Here is a 16,346-nt window from a genome sequence, read left to right as displayed (position 1 = left end):
TCTAGTTGTTTATTCCGAAAGGATTTGACGGGCTTGGCGTATCATTGTGCGCAGCCGCTGGGTTACGTTGTTCTGACTGTAGCTGGGTGGCAGATTGGCAGTTAAGGCTTCGACTTCGCGTAGCTCGTAGGCTTCAGCGTTCGGCGTTTGGGCAAGTTTGTCCGCGAGCAGGGCACCCGCTGTGGCCAAACGATGTGAGGCCGATGCGGTTTCCAGCGCGGTGATATTTGCGGGGTATTCGAGCGGCCAGGCAAGCTCCTCATACTGGCCGGAATGCGGGTCCAAATAGCGAACGCGTAGCGTGCCAAGGCCGCCAATAGCGTCGGGTCGCAGCTGCACGACATAGAGCGCTTGGCCTGCTTCGGCGGCGGAAAGCTCAGCGGCGTCGACCGCATTATTGCGAAAATCTTCCGTCTTGAGCTGATGCTTTTCGTAGCCGAGTTGCCGATAGCTGATCACGCGGCTTGGGTTCCATTCGATCTGCACCTTGACGTCAGCGGCGGCAAGATTGAGCGCGCCGACGAGCTTGTTCGCAAATTCTTCCCCTGCGGATTCCGGGGAATTCAGAAACGCGTAACGCCCGTTGCTGTTGCGGGTGAGCGCTTCGAGTAGGGTGTCGTTGTAGCCATCCCAACCGATGCCAAAGGCGTCCAAGGCAATGTCGCGTTGGCGGTTGGTTGTGACGAGTTTGTTGAGGGCGTTGGCGTTGACTTCTCCTAGGTTGGCCGCGCCATCCGTTAGCAGCACCACGCGGTTGATCCCGCCAGCGACCTGATTCCGCTGAGCCAGTGCGTAAGCTTCTTGTAAGGCCAATTCCAGATTGGTGCCGCCTTCGGGGCGCTGCGTCAGGATGCGGTTAATGACATCGGCCACCGCCGCTCCATTGGTGCCATCTGCAACCACTCGAGCGGTGCTCGCAAAAACCACGGCGCTGAGCCGGTCCTGTGGCCCCAGTTTCTCCGCGAGTGCTGACAAGGAATCGCGCAATATCTCCTGTCGGTCAGTGCGCTGCATCGAGCCGGAGCAATCCACGACGAGCACGAGGTTTGCGGGCTGCGATGGCAGGCGCCCCGTGGAGGCCGCTTGCACCGCGAAGCGCAGCAACTGTCGGTTATGGGCAAAAGGATAGTCCGACAGTTCCCAGTCAAAGCGAACATCCTGAGCAGCAGCGGTGGTAGGCATCTCGGGAGGAAGCGCATTGATGAATTCCTCCGCACGAATTTCGCTGGCAGATGGCAAGGTGTGTCTTTCCAGCGCTGCTTCTGCGAGGCGGAAGGATACATCGCTGACGTTCAGCGAGAAGGTAGAGAAGGGGGCATCGACAGCAGTTTTCTCCGGCAGAGGTACCCCCGTTTGTACGCTGGTGCGGCTTGGAATGACTCTATTGCGCCGTTTAGTGTTTTCGAGAAGTTTCATTGCCTCACCAGCGACTAGTATCGATTGGTCAGCACCGATTTTTTGCTTCTTAGGTTCCGATTCTTCCAGAACGAGCGTTCCCGTGAGCACCGGCGCTGGTATTGTTCGTGGAGCTGCTGGCGCTGTGGTAACGGTTGGTGCGCTTGCCATATCGTTGAGCGTGGAAGCGGAACTGGAATCCTTAGGGGAATAATAGTCGTAACCATCGCGCTTTTTTTCGGTAGAATCTGCGTACAATCCATAGGTGGATTCTTTGGCTAATGCTAACCCGCTGGAGACATGTGCATCTTTTTCGGCCAATTTTTCGCCACTCCAACCCCGTGCGGGTTGTTCGGCAGGCTTGGCTTCAGAAATTAGGTAATCCTGATTGCCCGCTATTAAAGCATCACCATCAGTCCGGTCCCCGAAAAACACGCCGTTCAGCGATTTATCATCTGCTATGTAGCCTAACTCGATTTCCGCAGACGGTGAAAGCTTATCAGTAACGAGGCCTTTGCTACGATATACATATTCCGTTTCATAATCGAATCTACCAGATCTGTTAAGGTTACCGATAAAGCCATCGCGCACCTCAGAAGCACTGGACGCGACGGACTGACCTTGACCTTCAGGTTTGAAACCACCGATAGCTGAAGCTTCTGTTTCTTTGCCTGCCAACTGACGTGTAGGCCCCGACTGTGGCGTTACAATCTCATCGTTTTGGAATAGGGCGTTGTAGTCCTTGAATTGATTTAAGGCCCCGCCTGGCTTGTTATCCTCTCGAGGGGATGGCGGTGTTGAAGCCTTAGGCGGCATTCTCAAAGCCGGGGCAGACGGACGCTCAGTTTCGGAATCCATCGAAAAGTAAATTTGTTCCGCTTCTTCCGCAGCTCGATGGGCTGATTTACGGGCACCGCCAACAGTGGGAATGAGGATAGCCGCGAGAATCCCGATCAAGACGATCAAGACAGCGGCGTGAGTCAGCAAACGTCGCGCGTTCCATTCTTCTCGAACAATCGGTGAATGGAATCGAAGGCTGCGTCTCTTTTTGCTTTCTGCTGGTTCATTTTCCGAAATCAAAGCGTGTACATGCGCCCGGCGTTCTTTGCTTAGACGGCTCGGTGCATTAGCCTCATTTTCGTCTGACAGTTCAAAAAATTCCGCTTCCTCGCCAATGCTTCCAATCAGGCTGCGCATACGTTCGCGAAACTGTTGAAGTTCGGTATCGTGGGCGACAACTGCCTCCAGTTCCTCGCTTTCAGCGGAGGTAAGCTCACCGCTGAGCTGGGCGATGATCCGGCTTTCGAGTTCCTCGCGTAACGGTTTTTGGTCGCTCATGATGCGATGCCCTCCTGGCGCAGTTCGATTTCCAACGACTTCAGCGCGTGATGCAGCGAGTAACCGACATTACTCACGGTTATGCCCATTTGCTGAGCGATTTCCCGATAAGAACAATTTTGATGATACTTGAGCTGAATCAGCACCCGCTCGCGCTCTGGCAGGCGTTTCAGACAAACGCGGATCTGCCCCATGCGCTCACGTTGTTCGAGAACATCGATGGGAAGCAGTTGGGAGTCAGGGGTGGTGGTATCCTCGCCGCCAACAGTACTTTGCAGGGAGACGACCTTGCTTTGGCCCCTGAGTTGGTTCATTGCCAAATTGTGCACCGTTGTGTAAAGCCAGGCGCGGGGTTTCTTCACTTCGGTCTGGTGGGGAACCAAGCGAATAAAGGCTTCCTGGACCAGATCCTGTGCGTTTTCGGCATTCATCACGAGTTTATAGGCGAAGCGCAATAAAGGCGCTTCGAGTTGATCGAAGAGGTCCCCTAAGTTCAGCCTTGGCTCTGGCTCACTGGCGAGGTCGCGTTTCATTCAGGTGGGTAAAGCGTGGGCGTTAGAGGATCATATAAGATTGGTTTAAATTACTCCTTTTAAATTAAGACACTCTCGCGAAGACATCCTTAGAAATATCACCAAAAAAACTTTCGCGCCGGGCCGTTAACTTGGATTTTGGCGCGATTATACATTATACCACAGGAGGGATTGTCATGAACCTGTCAGGATATTGTCAGGCTTTGAGGCAATGCATGAAAAACAATGCTAGCCAACTTTCAGGCGTGATTCACGGTCTACTTTGAGCGTAACCAGACGCCTTCTTCAGCTTAAGACTGTGGTGGCAACGACGTCTGATTGGCTTTAAAAAAGAACCGTCACACGGAAGCTAAGGGCCCAGGCGTCGCTGTAGCTGGGGGAGGCACCGGGATCTTTAATGTAGGTGACGACCGGCTGGACGAATAAGTTGTCGAACACCTGCGCCTGATAATAGGTCTGGAGCATGAGTTCGTGGTCGCGCTGGAAGTTGTTTGGGTTGAGCCAACCGTAAGCTGCCCCGACGCCGATCGTGTCGTTCGGGCGGCTTGGAATGACGCCAAAGGCTGTGGCCCCTGCGCCCATAAAGCCGTTAAAAGGCATGGTTTCGGAGTCGTTAATACCCCACTGGAAAAAGCCGATAATGCCTTGGCCAGACTCATCGGCATGACCTGTCTCTTGCCAAATGGTCTGCGCGGCGAAGCCGTAAAATCCGTAAGTGCCGTCTTCAGTGATTGTGCCGTTCGTAAGGTTGCCTGTTTGCTGCCAGCCACCGAAGCCCGCGCGGCCTAGGAGTTCGTCCTCGCCCAATTTCCATGTGCCCCCCATTTCAGCAATCATGAAGTAGGTGCCATTGAAGTGCGGAAACGCGTGGTCACCCGTCGTGAAGCCCGACGCAAGCGAGCCGTCATATATGCCCCAGTTGACATAAAATTGTTCGATGGGCGTGATGTTTAAAGTGACGCCCCAAGCGCTGTCGTAGTAGCCCGGCATAGCACCTTCAGTGGTTGGGTTGACAAAGGCCGGGGTGTAAATCAGCCCGCTTAGCGAGGGCACGGGAAATGGTTCGTTTTCCACTGGGATCGGGGCCAGTACATTAGTGAAGTCGATCGTGGGCACACTCTTGCCCACGCGAATGGTAAGCCTGTCGTCCAGCAGCGCCTGTCGCCACCAGAGTTGGTAAAGCTCAGTGCGACCGAGGGGGGGGGAGGCCTCTAGGCTGTTATAACCGAGCACGGAGCCGGCCTGGCCATTTACATCGTAGCCCTTGTAGAGCAGAAACTGCGAACCGACCTCCGCGCCCGGAAGGCCGATGGTTTTATCCAAGTCGACATTACCACCAAGGATGAAGAGGAAATTCCAGCCAGTTTTGCCCGGCTCTTTGCCGCCCGTAACCAACCAATTGAAGTCCGCCAAGAGGACACCGCCGAGGCGAAAACCAGTGTCGGGCGTCAGGCCGATTAATTCACCGAGCTGCCCCGTGCCAGCGTCGATATTGACTGCCGCGGGGTTACCGCTAACGACATTGATCGCGGGCGTCTGCTCCGGTGTATCTTCGGTTTGGGCGAACGTCGGCCCAGCAGCCAGCATGAGTAAGGCGAGTAAGTGACGCATGGCGTTTATTTACCTCGGGGGTCGACCATAAGTTTGGCTGGAGAAAAGAGCGCTCGTAAGCGCCAGAATAAAGTAGAGTCTGAGAGAAAATCTTACTGCTGGGTAAGTCAGTCGCACGTTGACTATGATTACGGTTTCTTTTATACCTACAATTGCAAATTTGTCCGATGAAACATTTATCAAGCCTCACTTTTTTCCTGCTCCTGTTCATCAGTCCTATCGCAGTAAATGCGCAAAGCGGCTTTAACGGCTATTGGGTGACGAACACCTTTTCGCCGGTTACGATCAACGGGCGGACTCAGCATCAGAAGATGCTCATGTTCATCCAGCCTCTAGACGGGAGCAACACCACTTACCGCCTTTTCTACTACCTATGGAACAAGGATTTTAACCCCGTCGTTGGTCCGCAGTTTGAAAACGGTTTCTTGGACCGCGAAACGGGCTGGATCTACCTCGGATCTAGTGGCAGAGGCAAAGGCCGCGACGTGATCAAGCTAGAGAATGGCCGGCTGTTTTATTTTCTTTCTAACAACGCTGCGGCGGCTGGTGCCAAGACAACCATTCTGAATTTGACGAAAGTGGACGATCAGACGGGGCTGCAGCTACAGGCTATTCTTAAGAAAAAGCAGAAGCCGTAGAGTCTTGCTCAGCGCTTTTCATTTCACGAAGTCATTCAAGAACTGTTGCTCAGTTAACTTGTCTGCATACGCGCCCAGATTCAGCGCTCACGTTTAAGGATACTACTTCGGTTGTCCGATTTCGCGCAGTGGTTTGCCAGCATAGATGTTGGCCTCGATTTCTTCCAGCGGCACACCTTTGGTCTCTGGGAGAAATTTCACTGCGAGTGCTAACCCCAAGAGCGTAAAGCCCGCGTAGATAAGGCAGGTCGTGGGCATGCCCAAGCCGTCTTTCATGACGGGAAATAGTTGGCTGACGAAGTAGTCGACCAGCCAGTTTGCCGCCACGGCAATCGACATACCAATGCCGCGGAATTTAATCGGAAACACCTCGGATATCATGAGCCAGCAGAGTGGGCCGGCGCTGATCGCAAAGAATATAATGTAGAGCAGAATCGAGCCAAAGATGAGGTAGGTCGTTGTCGAAGTTCCATGAGTGACGGCTTGGCTCTGGTCGGTAGCCACATCACGTGCGTCAGCAATCGATTCGTGCGCCACGGAGACACCGGCATTAGGGAGCACATGGCGTTGGTTGGATGGATCACTGATGATATGGCTTGTCGATGATTGGGTGATGGCTGCTTTGGCCGCGACTTCGTTGTTGTAGCGATGGAATAGAAAGGACTGCACACCGAGCATGACGACGATGCCGGATACACCGATGAACATCAGCTTTCGGCGGCCAAGTTTATCGACCATGAAGATCGAAGCGATTGTCGCAATGAGGTTCGTCAGCCCCATACCGACTTGAGCCCACATGCTCGCGGTTTTGCTGAACCCGCCTTCACGAAATATTTCCGGCCCAAAATACATGTCGGCATTGATGCCGGTGGACTGCTGGAAAAACTGTAAAAAGAAACCCAGTGCAATGACCGGGAGGATTGTTTTCCCGAAAATCGCTGACAGCCCAACATCGGTTTTGCGAGATGCCGCGGTTTCGATTTCCTTCATCGTCTCATCGGCCTTTTTACTACCAACCATACGGTGGAGAATCTGTCGTGCTTCGTCGTGCCGGTTTTGCTCAACCAGCCAGCGTGGGCTGCGTGGCATGTTGAGCATGCCAATGAAAAACAGGGCCGCCGGTACTAGGCCGCATGCGATCATGACCCGCCAACTCATATCGGTATCCTTGATAAGCGCGTCCACCGTCACCCCGACAAGGAAGCTGACGAGGATGCCGATCACGATCGAAAGTTGGTAAAGAAAAAGAATGCGACCACGAGATTCCGGCGGTGCCACCTCAGCCATATACATGGGCGTAATCACGGCGCTATTACCAATAGCTAGCCCCATGAGCAGGCGGGAAAAGACATACACCGTAAAGCTTGGTGAAAGGAAGCTTAGGACAATTCCGACAATGAACAATGTGGCATTAAACAGTAAACCGTTGCGCCGGCCAAAGCGGCTGGAAACAAAACCACCGAACAATGCACCAAATAAGGCACCCAAGGGCACAGCTCCGACCCAGAGACCCTGCAGAAAAGGCTGTTCGGTGAGTCCGAAGTGCACGTTTACCGCACTACCGACTGATGCGGCAATGGATGCGTCGAAGCCAAAAAGAACGCCGGAGAGCGCAGCAACGCCGCCCACAAAAGCGGCATTCAATGGTTTCGCGGAAGTAGGAGGGGGGGAGGGGGTTTCACGACTCATAGTGGGGTTGTTTAACCATAAGAATGTCAGCGATTTGCCAATGTTCCAAGTAAATTTAGAGCGTCCGAAAATAAAGCTCAGTATCCTACCCCGTCATTGCTTGTCTTGCTCTAACGTGACGAATCGCTCCGGTGGGAGCACCGCACTTCGCCTTTCCCCCCCCTCTAGTCGCGGATGAGTTCTTTGCGGTTGAGTTCGGCGGCGTAGAAGGCGTGGCGGATTTCGTCGACCTCGTCGAATTGGATTAGCGCGGGCTCACCGTAAAGGTGGACTGTGCGGCCGTCTTTCCAGGCCCATTCGCCGCGTTTGCATTTCTCGGCCTTCACGAAGCCGTTGATGTACAGGCGGCGGTCGAGATATTTTGTCGTGTTGAAGCCGCCGCCGTGGACGGTGTAAGCGCTCCACAGACCAACGTCGCCGGGTTCGAGGACCATGTCTTTGATGCGGTTGTCGTTGGCGTATTGGGTGGCCTGCCAGGAGGACTTGTCGTCCGGGTCGTGTGGGATGTCTTTGTGGCTGCCAGGGACGAGCTGCATTGCGCCGTTGTCCTTCATGTGCGGGTCAATTCCGATACCGGTCTGTACCCAGGATTCGTAGAGGTCGAAAAAATCGCTGCTGGGTTGGCGCGAACGCACGTCGCGGTGGAGCGGCCAACTGGTGCGTGAGCCGGGGCGCTTCCAGTGTACTTGGTTGATGATCTGCTTGATGTTGTTGCCGATGAGTGGCTCGATGAGCATGAGCATGCGCGGATCGGTGCGGTATTTATCCATCACGGCATCGTGATAGGATGGCCATTGCATGCCGCGTACGGTGGTGCCGACATCTTGGTCTTCATCTACCCAGATGACGGTGTTTTGCTTACGCCAAGTGCGGCCCAGGAGGTCGCCCATGAATTTCCAGTGGTCACACGCGGTTCGCATTTGGTTGAGCTCGGCTTCGTTAAAGACGCCCTTCACAATGGTGTAACCTTCTTCCCAGTATTGGCGGATATGCGCCTCGGTCATCAGGTCGTTGGCTTTGGATTCAGTCGCGGTGATCATGGGTTTTCCTCTTTGATGGTGGATTCAATGCGTTGAACGGATTCGAGTAAAATGGGGGCCAGTTCGGCTATGCGTTTTAGGCTGAGTTCGTTGGCCTGAGCTGAAGCGCCGAGGGCGGCAAAGACTTTGCCATCTTGGTTGTGAATGGGGACGGCGAAGCTGTTCATATTCGCCCCGCTTTCCAGGTTGTTAATGCTGTAACCTCGCGCCCGGATCTGTGGTAATTCGGCTTTCAAGCTCTCAGCGTTGCGGTGGGCATTTGGTCCGCCGCCGCTGTAGTCCAATTGAGCGAGCACTTCGCCCACTTCGTCCTCGGGCAGATAAGCCAGGAAAAGTTTGCCGCTGGCTGAGGCATGTGCGCTGAGCACTGAGCCGAGTGATTCCATTGAGCCGCGCAGATTGCCGTCAGGCGTGATGTGGGCAATGGATATCGCTTCGTGTCCGAATGGCGCAGCAAGGGACAGGGCGGCTTTTACTTCACCGACGAGCTGCATCATTTCCGGTAGTGCCATCCGGCGGACTGGGATATTGCGCAAGAGCTCGCGTCCAAGGCGCAGCGCGCCTACGCTGATGCTGTAACGGCTCTGGTGATCCTTTTCCAGATAGCGTGCTTCAACCAACGACTGTAGCAGGCGGTGCACGTGGCTTTTGGGCAGTTCTGCCATATTTGCCAGCTCCGTCACCCCGTGGGCCCGTCCGGTGTTCGCCACCAGCGATAAGAGTCCCAAGCCATTGGTTAACGTGTTGTTCATGCCTCAATGTTCTAGCATGTAGAACGAATTGGTCAAGTGTTTATGTTCTATATACTAGAACATTGAGGCGATCCGTGTTGAAAGGCCTTGATTGGACAGCGCGAAAAAGCCCGGTCGCAATAACGGGGCCGGGCTAGGGCCTGTTCAGGTAAAATGGTGCAGCCATTGAGGCGATCTATAGGTATTGCTGTAATTGCTTCACTTCGTATGTGGCACAAATTAGCAGATTTCGGCGTCACCAGAAAGTAGCCCCAGGAATCGAAGAAAGCTGAAACGGTCCAGAATCTGAAACTCCGTAGCCTCGTCACTCAGACCGAACAAGCGTTGAAGCACCAGAACCTTGAACATCAAAACAGGGCACAAAGGAAGTCGAACACGGCAGTCGGTCTAGGCTCGTGGGACGAGAGGACGAGGCTTCCGCGTGAGATATGTTCTCTGATCACTGTCAGTCTTTACGTCACAGAAAGTGATCAGCACAGCAAGGTTAATCGAAGTCGCCTTATGTGATTGATTGTGCGAACTGAGCTGGGCTGAGCAAGCTCAGAGAACGGTGCGGTCTGATGTTGTTATAAAAGTTCATCCATTCCTTAAAGATGAACCGTGCCTCCGAGAGCGTGTAGATGAGTTCCCGGTTGAACGCCCTTGGGACGATAGTGATAAGTCGATCGGTGCATGCTCAGCCAACGGCAAACGGCTCTCCCGAAACACCGAAGCGCAGCAACCACCTTAGCGGCAGTGCTGCGCTGGCGATCCGGGCTCAGACGTTTTTTTCCAAAGCAATCTCCAAGGTCCTAGCCTTCAAAAGTTGATCTGCAAGCAGCTTCTTCAACTCGGCGTTCTCCTTCTCCAACTCACGCAGGCGTTGGGCTTCCTTCACGCTCATACCGCCAAACTGCTTCTTGTAGCGATTAAATGTTGCTTGGCTAATGCCGTGCTTGCGGCAAGCTTCATCAACGCTCAAGCCTTCGCTGTCGCGTAAAATACGGATGATGTCTTCGGTTTTTCGGCGTCCTCGTTTCATGATATCTGTCCTTTCATAAAGGCCAAATACAGTCAGTTCAAGTGGTCGCGTTCAAAGGGGCCCAAGCACGTCAGTCGGTTGTTACACTTAGCCGATAGAAACGTGTCTCGGTCCCCTGCGTGAGTGGGCTAATGGATACTTCAATTGGATCATCCCCGGATTCTTGGAGGTTGAACGGTGCCGAGTTGACGAGCTCGCTGGGCGCGCCGTCGACACTGCGTGTGATGACGACCCAGCTGTCTTCAGCCAGTGTCGTGCTCATTTCAATTTCGTAGGTCAGATCCACTCGGGATGGGTCGCGAGAAAAACTAAACATCAACTCGTCGTCGACATTTTGTATGTGTCCACCGCGTTGGCTTGGCGTATTGCCAAAGCCGTATTCCAACAAGTTTACCCAGCCATTGCCATCGGGGTCGGCGTCGTTGCCACTGATCGACAAATCAGCAAGCTCCTGCTGTGTGAACCGCGCCTCACGCCAGGTTTGGTATGTATTCTTGGGAGTGACCGGTATTTCGTCAAACGTATCGGAAATATTGATGTCATCGAAGCCATAAACCGCATCGAATGAGGTATCAACACGCACGCGAAAATCATTAATGACCAGCGCGTTTCCAGTCGTGCGCGGCGAGTCGTTGATTGCGAGCGTATTTCCAATCCACACGTCATTGGAGAGATTTGCGAGAGTTTGAGACTGGCCGTCCAGGCCGGTATAGCTAGTCGCTGATCCGCTGTTGTTTACATACCAAGTGATGGTCTGATACGAGCCGTCAGCGGGAAGGGGGGAGGAGGCTGCACCTCCGACATTGATGATCCAGCCACTTGATCCCGAGCCTTTCACCTGAAGGCGTTCGAAGAGGTTAGCGTAGCTGCCCCCATCGTTGTAATCACTGATGGAAGTCCACTTGCCTAATTCAATCGCATAGAGCGTTGACCACGTCGTCGACATTTCATCGATGGACAAATTCAAGGTGACTTTGACGAAGTCTGGGTCAGTGACGATGTCTGTGATTCTTGCAAAACCCGCTCCATTGTTGGCGCTTGAAGACCCGGTGCGGTCGAGTACCAGTGCGCCTGAAGTAATGCTCCACGTACCACCATCGGCTTCGGTACTGATGTCATCAAAGATATTGGCAGCGGGTGCTGCGTTGGCATAATCACTGACAAGGTCTGAGGATGAGAAATCCTGACTGAACAACGTGCCGCCTGATGGCGGTTCGATGACGCCGTTGACGGTGACATTCACCGTGGCGGTGTTTTCATCGGTTCCATCGCTGATGGTATAGGTGAAGGAGTCATTGCCAAAGTAGCCACTGCCCGGGGTGTAGAGGATTTCTCCGTTAAGGATCTGAGCGGTCCCGTTTGAAGGGGTGCTCACGCCTGTAATGGAAAGCGGTTGTGGGCTGGCATCTGCATCACTGTCATTTGCGAGCACGTCGATACTCACGTCAACGTCTTCATCGGTGATGGCGGTGTCGTTGATGGCTAGTGGCGGAATATTGCCACTACCCCCACTCGAAATTCTGGTGACTTCGATCATACCTAAGTGAGCTTGTGGAGATCCAGAATCAGGGACGACGCTGGTCGAAATGCTTATCTCGCCGTCGGAATTAGCGACGACGTTCGGAAACAAAGCCGTGCTGGACACGTTGTTTCTCGCATTGAGGTCCAGGCTAATGCCGTTGATCGAGTAGCGACTCCAGTAGCTGCTGGCACCATTTTCACGGGACGCAAACAGCTTAATCCGGTAATTCCCGTTAGGAGTTAGACCGGCTAATTTGACTACCGCGGTGCTGCCAGCGTTAACATACCATGTGTCGCGAGCGGCATCATTTGCGTATAAAGCGGTGGAATGAACGCCGGAAGCAGCTGCGTTCGTGAATCCTTGAGGTATACTCAATTCCATATCAATGCGCTCTCCATCCGTGGTTACAAAACCACCGGAAATTGAGAAGTCAGGCGTGCTGATAAATGTGTCCCGGAGTTCGGGGCTGTTGTAATAGCGTCCAGAGCTATCGGGAGTTGTGACCATTGTGTAGGTCTCCCCGAGGTCAATCAGGACGGTCTTGCCCAACGAAAGGGGCTGCTTATGCACCGGGCTGGCATTGTCATGTGCCCAGAGCCAGTCATAGAAGCCTGTAGTCGAATCGTAGGCGGGATCGCCACCTTCATAGAAGCCCGTATAAGCCGGCTCATCATTATAAATATGGTTCCAACCACCATGCCCCATGCCCGGGATCAGAGTAAGTCTTGGAGTTCCGCCAGCATCGACGATCTGGTTATAGAGTCCATCCGATATGCCCTTAAAACTGTCGCTGTTACCACACATCAACCAAGTTGGAGTTGAGACCATGGCGGCTGGATCGCTTGATCCGTTGGCACCGGACAGTGGTGCTGCTGCGGCATACAAACCGGGCGAATCGGTGATGCACTTAATGGCCTGGCCGCCTCCAGCGGAAAGCCCGGTGATATAGATTTTCGTCGGATCAATATGATAGCGGCGCATCATGGCGTAGATCATTGCTTCAATTACGTCTGCTTCAGCATCACCACCGTACCATTCCTGAGGGCAGAGGAGGTAGGCATTGTGTAGTGACGTATCTAGCTCACTGATGAGGTCCTGAATATGATATTTGACCTGCAGCGTATTGACCGTTCCATCTCGCTGAAGCTCTGTTCCCGTTCTCTCACCTTGACCGTGGAGAAAGATCACTAGCGGCTTGGGACTACTCGCTGTTGCCTCGCTTGCCTCAAAAATCCGGTAATACATGGATTTCACTTCCCCGTTCGCAGCAAATCCAGAAAAGAAACCCGGGACGGAATCCGCAACAGGGTCAGCTCTAAGTTTAGGGCAAGCCACCGAGAAAATGGAAAAAGCGATGAGCGAGGCAAACAGACAAGTTCGTCTTTGGAGCATTGAGCTGGGAATCACTATATTACGCATAGCTAGGGAGTTTTTGTGTGTTGTATTCAAGGGCGTATGTGGATGCAAATCAGGTGACCACCTGTTAAGGTGATCACCCAATTTGAATTTATCTTCTGGCTAGTCTCCAGGAGGGAGAAGTAGCCATCGATTCGTTACTGTGGATGGACTATTTTCCATAGAGTACTACTTCGGAAAAGTTTGCTTGGCCGTCGGCTCGCGTGAATCGCAAATAGCGTGTGTCGAGATCGACGACATGCATTTTCCAACTCTCGAAACGCTCGAGCTCGTCGACTTTCAAGACTGTCCAGCTGCCTGGTGTACCTGTGGATATTGTAAGATCTCCAATGCCATTCATGTCTCGTATGAAGATTCGGTCTAGTGACTTCACGGAACCCAGATCAATATAAGCGCTAGCAGTTCCGCTGCCTGGAGCCCAAATGGTCGTGGGAGAGCCAGCTCCACCCTCTTCTCGTGGGTCGCCGGCGAGAGTCTGCTCGTCCACAAGCATCTCCGCATCACCGTATCCAGACTCGTTGGTAACCATTGCTGTTGTAAGCGTCAGCTTTTCAGTTAGTTCGAAGTCTGGGTCTGTGTGATCCAGAAGCACAAACACCGGGCGCTCGCTAACATCTATAGACACTGTATCTCCGGTTATAGTAAGTCCGCTCTTTACTCCATCAGGATCTCCGTCGGTTAGTGTGACGAGTGAGGCGGTTGATATGCCACTTGGCACCGCTAGTGAGTAGCTGGAGACAGTCGTTTCGTCACTCGTAGGGCACCAGACTGCATACGCTTTCACCTCGTCTTGGTCGTCCTGGAAACGGTAGATTTTGACATCGGAGTTTCCGGATGCTTGCTCGGATTCAAATCGTAGCCCCTTCAACCGATTCTTAAGTGAATAGAGATACCACCAGCTTATTTTGGTCTCATAATTATCGGCCTTTCTCTTGAGCATGCCGGATGTGGTGTACAAACCCGAGCTAGATCCGAAGTCGACTAAATGATAGGCGAAAGCCCGATCAACGCCTGCTGCGGCTAGCTCCAGATAGCTACGTACCAGCCACTGAGCTTGTACTTCTTCTGCACTGAACGCTCCAATTATCGGGGCATGTTGTGATGAGCCTGGATTGGTATCATATCCAAATTCTGAAATCCATACTTCGACACCAGGGAGGTATTGATCGCGGTACTCGCGGATAAGCTCCATATGCTCGCGCAAATTACCCTCTTCTGGACTGATGCCCGATCCGCCACTGAATTGGCCGCCGCCATCGTTGCAGTAGTGATGGACATTGATCACATCCCAAGGGAAATCACCAGCGCGGTTATAGTCGCACCAAAATTTCATGGCCTTGATATAGTCGACGCTGGGACTCGTGATGCCAGCCATCACAAGTAATGCTCCAGGGTCTGCATTCCGAATACCCACGGTGCTGCCCATGGTACCCATGTGTCCATCAGCGTCTGCACTAGACATAGCTGCATACTCATAAGGGGTGAAATAGCCGTCTCTGCCTTTCCACCACTTGTCTGGTTCATTCCAGTTCTCGTAGTAGTCGAGTAGGCCCAAACCTGACAGCCGCTCATTGTCCGAGCGTAGCTTGAGAAGGGAATCACTAACAGAGACCATGCCGTATCGTGCTACATGCTGGAACAGGTGATCTGCGTGCTCAATGTAGGATGCAGGATCGACCGGGTCGCGGCCTGAACCAATCGGGATGGGCTTGTTGTTCAAGAGGGAACCATCGTTTCCAGTAAGCCAAAGCACGTTCCCTTGGATGTCTGGGCAAACGGTTAGACCCAAGAATGCGAGATCTGAGTAAAACTTGTCATTCTTATTACCTGTCCATGCAGGGTCGAAGCCGTTTTCATTGTCAGGATAGCCTGGGTAGGTTGTTTGAGTATGGCCTTCATCCCATGCCCAGTCGTGATATTCGCGGAGGCATCCGAAGGCTTCCTGACGGTGCAGGGGCTCTCCGTAAAACGTATTAACGCCCATGAACTTATCAATCTCGGGACGCACGTGTGACGTCGGCGTAGGTGCTGGATCTGGGTAATCGAGTGGATATCCGTAGATGACCAGCTCATTTGGAGCCGCGGCACTGGATGCGATGCTCACCTGTAAATAGCGAGTCACGACCGACACAGAGTGCAACTTCCATTGATTAAAGGAGGACTGTGGGTCCGTAAATAATACATCCCAATCGAAGGGTGTCCCTGCCGAAACAGTCACATCGGAAATGCCATTGCTGTCATGCAATGCAATATCGGTTATGACGTGTGGTGCCCCTAGATCAATGACGGTATTGAGCGGATACTTCCATGCGGCGGATGCACCGAGTGGCGGGGCGAATTTGGTTACCGGTAAACCGCCAGGAGGCGAGTTAAGCGGATCGCCGGCAAGGGTTTGTTCGTCAAATAGCAATCCAGCGTCCCCTGATGCTAGCTCGTTCAGAAGCATATCCGGTGTGATAACCAGTTTGGCAGACGTTGTTGGTAATGTCGGCGGTAAGGTATCTTTGATTACTAGGTTATCAAAGAACCAAGTTCCCGATTCACCGGTAGAAAAGCGAACTCGGAAATCGCTGAGTGTCGAATTGGCCCCATTGTTCGCAGTGAGGTTATCGTGCACGCAGGTAGTTCCCACCCAGAATGCATACTTACTATCGTCGAGAGTTTTTACTGTGCCGTCAGGCCCTGTATAGGTAGTAGAACTCCCGGATTTGTTGAGGAAAAACTCAAGATGATAGAGTGAACCATCGGATGCGTAGGTCGAACTACTGACGGAGTTTGACTCGAATCGCATCAAATCAGAACCAGCACCATCTACATTGAACTGTAGAAAAATGTCGTTCGATGTGGGCCAGTTATTGTAGTCGCTGAAAGCGGTGAATTTACCGATTTCGATAGAGAGAGAATTGTTCTGATAGCTGTCGAGCGTAGCGCCAAAGTCAACTGCGACATGCAGTTTGCTAGGTGCTCCGTCAAGATCTGTCCAACGCATGAATCCTGCGCCATTGGTGGACGCGTAGCTGCCAGCGCGATCGATCTTTAATTGTCCATAAGTGATGGACCAATTACCGCCGTCAGCCTCGGCGCTAATGTCGTTGAATTCACCGGAATTTGGGGCCGTAATGTGAACGTATGAGCCGACTGATGTAAAAGTACTGAAGTCTTGTTGTAAGACAATACTTGCGTGCATTGCATTCGTCCCGAGTAGGGCGAGTGCGCACGTGAATAGATGCTTATGCATGATACTCTTTTTGGGGTTGGGGTTGGACTTTCGGTAACAGAGGGTCAATGCGCCGAAACTAGAAGGCGTATGCCCCTCGCGGGACTTGAAATTGTTAGAATGGATCCGATGCCTTGTCAATGGGAATGTTCCCATTTAATTGTGGTCAAGTTC

The 16,346-nt window shown here is 52.9% G+C and carries 12 protein-coding genes; 1 reads left to right on the top strand and 11 read right to left on the bottom strand.

Annotation, left to right across the window (positions count from 1 at the left end; genetic code table 11):
• Positions 1-9 precede the first annotated feature (9 nt).
• The 3 genes from IE065_RS03185 to IE065_RS03175 form a co-directional block, all read right to left on the bottom strand.
• The gene (locus IE065_RS03185) at positions 10-2,733 is read right to left on the bottom strand and encodes a vWA domain-containing protein (RefSeq protein WP_189511757.1); all 2,724 of its coding nucleotides are present in this window, start codon (positions 2,731-2,733) and stop codon (positions 10-12) included.
• A complete protein-coding gene (locus IE065_RS03180; protein ID WP_189511755.1) occupies positions 2,730-3,266 on the bottom strand; it encodes an RNA polymerase sigma factor in 537 nt (178 codons plus the stop codon). Before IE065_RS03180 ends, IE065_RS03185 begins: the two co-directional genes overlap by 4 nt.
• 324 nt (positions 3,267-3,590) lie before the next feature.
• Positions 3,591-4,877, bottom strand: coding sequence for a carbohydrate porin (locus tag IE065_RS03175; RefSeq protein WP_189511753.1), 1,287 nt, complete (start codon positions 4,875-4,877; stop codon positions 3,591-3,593).
• 167 nt (positions 4,878-5,044) lie between these two features.
• Here IE065_RS03175 and IE065_RS03170 point away from each other — a divergent pair, with 167 nt between their 5' ends.
• A complete protein-coding gene (locus tag IE065_RS03170) occupies positions 5,045-5,515 on the top strand; it encodes a hypothetical protein (protein ID WP_189511751.1) in 471 nt (156 codons plus the stop codon).
• 102 nt (positions 5,516-5,617) lie between these two features.
• Here IE065_RS03170 and IE065_RS03165 read toward each other — a convergent pair whose 3' ends face one another.
• The 8 genes from IE065_RS03165 to IE065_RS03130 form a co-directional block, all read right to left on the bottom strand.
• On the bottom strand, positions 5,618-7,204 hold the full coding sequence (locus IE065_RS03165) for a sugar porter family MFS transporter (protein WP_189511749.1): 1,587 nt from the start codon (positions 7,202-7,204) through the stop codon (positions 5,618-5,620).
• 164 nt (positions 7,205-7,368) lie between these two features.
• Positions 7,369-8,244: a phytanoyl-CoA dioxygenase family protein gene (locus IE065_RS03160; RefSeq protein WP_189511747.1), complete on the bottom strand. Its 876-nt coding sequence runs from the start codon at positions 8,242-8,244 to the stop codon at positions 7,369-7,371.
• Positions 8,241-8,996 carry an IclR family transcriptional regulator gene (locus tag IE065_RS03155; protein WP_189511745.1) on the bottom strand — a complete coding sequence of 252 codons (756 nt, stop codon included), beginning with the start codon at positions 8,994-8,996 and terminating at the stop codon, positions 8,241-8,243. Before IE065_RS03155 ends, IE065_RS03160 begins: the two co-directional genes overlap by 4 nt.
• Before the next feature lie 219 nt (positions 8,997-9,215).
• The gene (locus IE065_RS03150) at positions 9,216-9,359 is read right to left on the bottom strand and encodes a transposase (protein WP_378080090.1); all 144 of its coding nucleotides are present in this window, start codon (positions 9,357-9,359) and stop codon (positions 9,216-9,218) included.
• A 136-nt stretch (positions 9,360-9,495) separates the two neighbouring features.
• Positions 9,496-9,618: an integrase core domain-containing protein gene (locus IE065_RS18345; protein ID WP_378080166.1), complete on the bottom strand. Its 123-nt coding sequence runs from the start codon at positions 9,616-9,618 to the stop codon at positions 9,496-9,498.
• Positions 9,619-9,753: 135 nt separating this feature from the next.
• A complete protein-coding gene (locus IE065_RS03140) occupies positions 9,754-10,017 on the bottom strand; it encodes a transposase (RefSeq protein WP_189511743.1) in 264 nt (87 codons plus the stop codon).
• Positions 10,018-10,087: 70 nt separating this feature from the next.
• Positions 10,088-12,784: an Ig-like domain-containing protein gene (locus IE065_RS03135; protein WP_189511741.1), complete on the bottom strand. Its 2,697-nt coding sequence runs from the start codon at positions 12,782-12,784 to the stop codon at positions 10,088-10,090.
• A 322-nt stretch (positions 12,785-13,106) separates the two neighbouring features.
• The gene (locus IE065_RS03130; RefSeq protein ID WP_189511739.1) at positions 13,107-16,193 is read right to left on the bottom strand and encodes a hypothetical protein; all 3,087 of its coding nucleotides are present in this window, start codon (positions 16,191-16,193) and stop codon (positions 13,107-13,109) included.
• Between the last annotated feature and the right edge of the window lie 153 nt (positions 16,194-16,346).

It is taken from the genome of Cerasicoccus arenae, assembly GCF_014651635.1.
Classification (GTDB): domain Bacteria; phylum Verrucomicrobiota; class Verrucomicrobiia; order Opitutales; family Cerasicoccaceae; genus Cerasicoccus; species Cerasicoccus arenae.
Note: the sequence above shows the minus strand (reverse complement) of the source record. Positions and strands in the feature narration are given on the sequence as shown.

What these genes read in the sequence shown, in the direction of transcription:
- IE065_RS03185 (WP_189511757.1), bottom strand. Translation starts at nt 2,733, where the DNA reads ATGAGCGACCAAAAACCGTTACGCGAGGAACTCGAAAGCCGGATCATC.
- IE065_RS03180 (WP_189511755.1), bottom strand. Translation starts at nt 3,266, where the DNA reads ATGAAACGCGACCTCGCCAGTGAGCCAGAGCCAAGGCTGAACTTAGGG.
- IE065_RS03175 (WP_189511753.1), bottom strand. Translation starts at nt 4,877, where the DNA reads ATGCGTCACTTACTCGCCTTACTCATGCTGGCTGCTGGGCCGACGTTC.
- IE065_RS03170 (WP_189511751.1), top strand. Translation starts at nt 5,045, where the DNA reads ATGAAACATTTATCAAGCCTCACTTTTTTCCTGCTCCTGTTCATCAGT.
- IE065_RS03165 (WP_189511749.1), bottom strand. Translation starts at nt 7,204, where the DNA reads ATGAGTCGTGAAACCCCCTCCCCCCCTCCTACTTCCGCGAAACCATTG.
- IE065_RS03160 (WP_189511747.1), bottom strand. Translation starts at nt 8,244, where the DNA reads ATGATCACCGCGACTGAATCCAAAGCCAACGACCTGATGACCGAGGCG.
- IE065_RS03155 (WP_189511745.1), bottom strand. Translation starts at nt 8,996, where the DNA reads ATGAACAACACGTTAACCAATGGCTTGGGACTCTTATCGCTGGTGGCG.
- IE065_RS03140 (WP_189511743.1), bottom strand. Translation starts at nt 10,017, where the DNA reads ATGAAACGAGGACGCCGAAAAACCGAAGACATCATCCGTATTTTACGC.
- IE065_RS03135 (WP_189511741.1), bottom strand. Translation starts at nt 12,784, where the DNA reads ATGTATTACCGGATTTTTGAGGCAAGCGAGGCAACAGCGAGTAGTCCC.
- IE065_RS03130 (WP_189511739.1), bottom strand. Translation starts at nt 16,193, where the DNA reads ATGCATAAGCATCTATTCACGTGCGCACTCGCCCTACTCGGGACGAAT.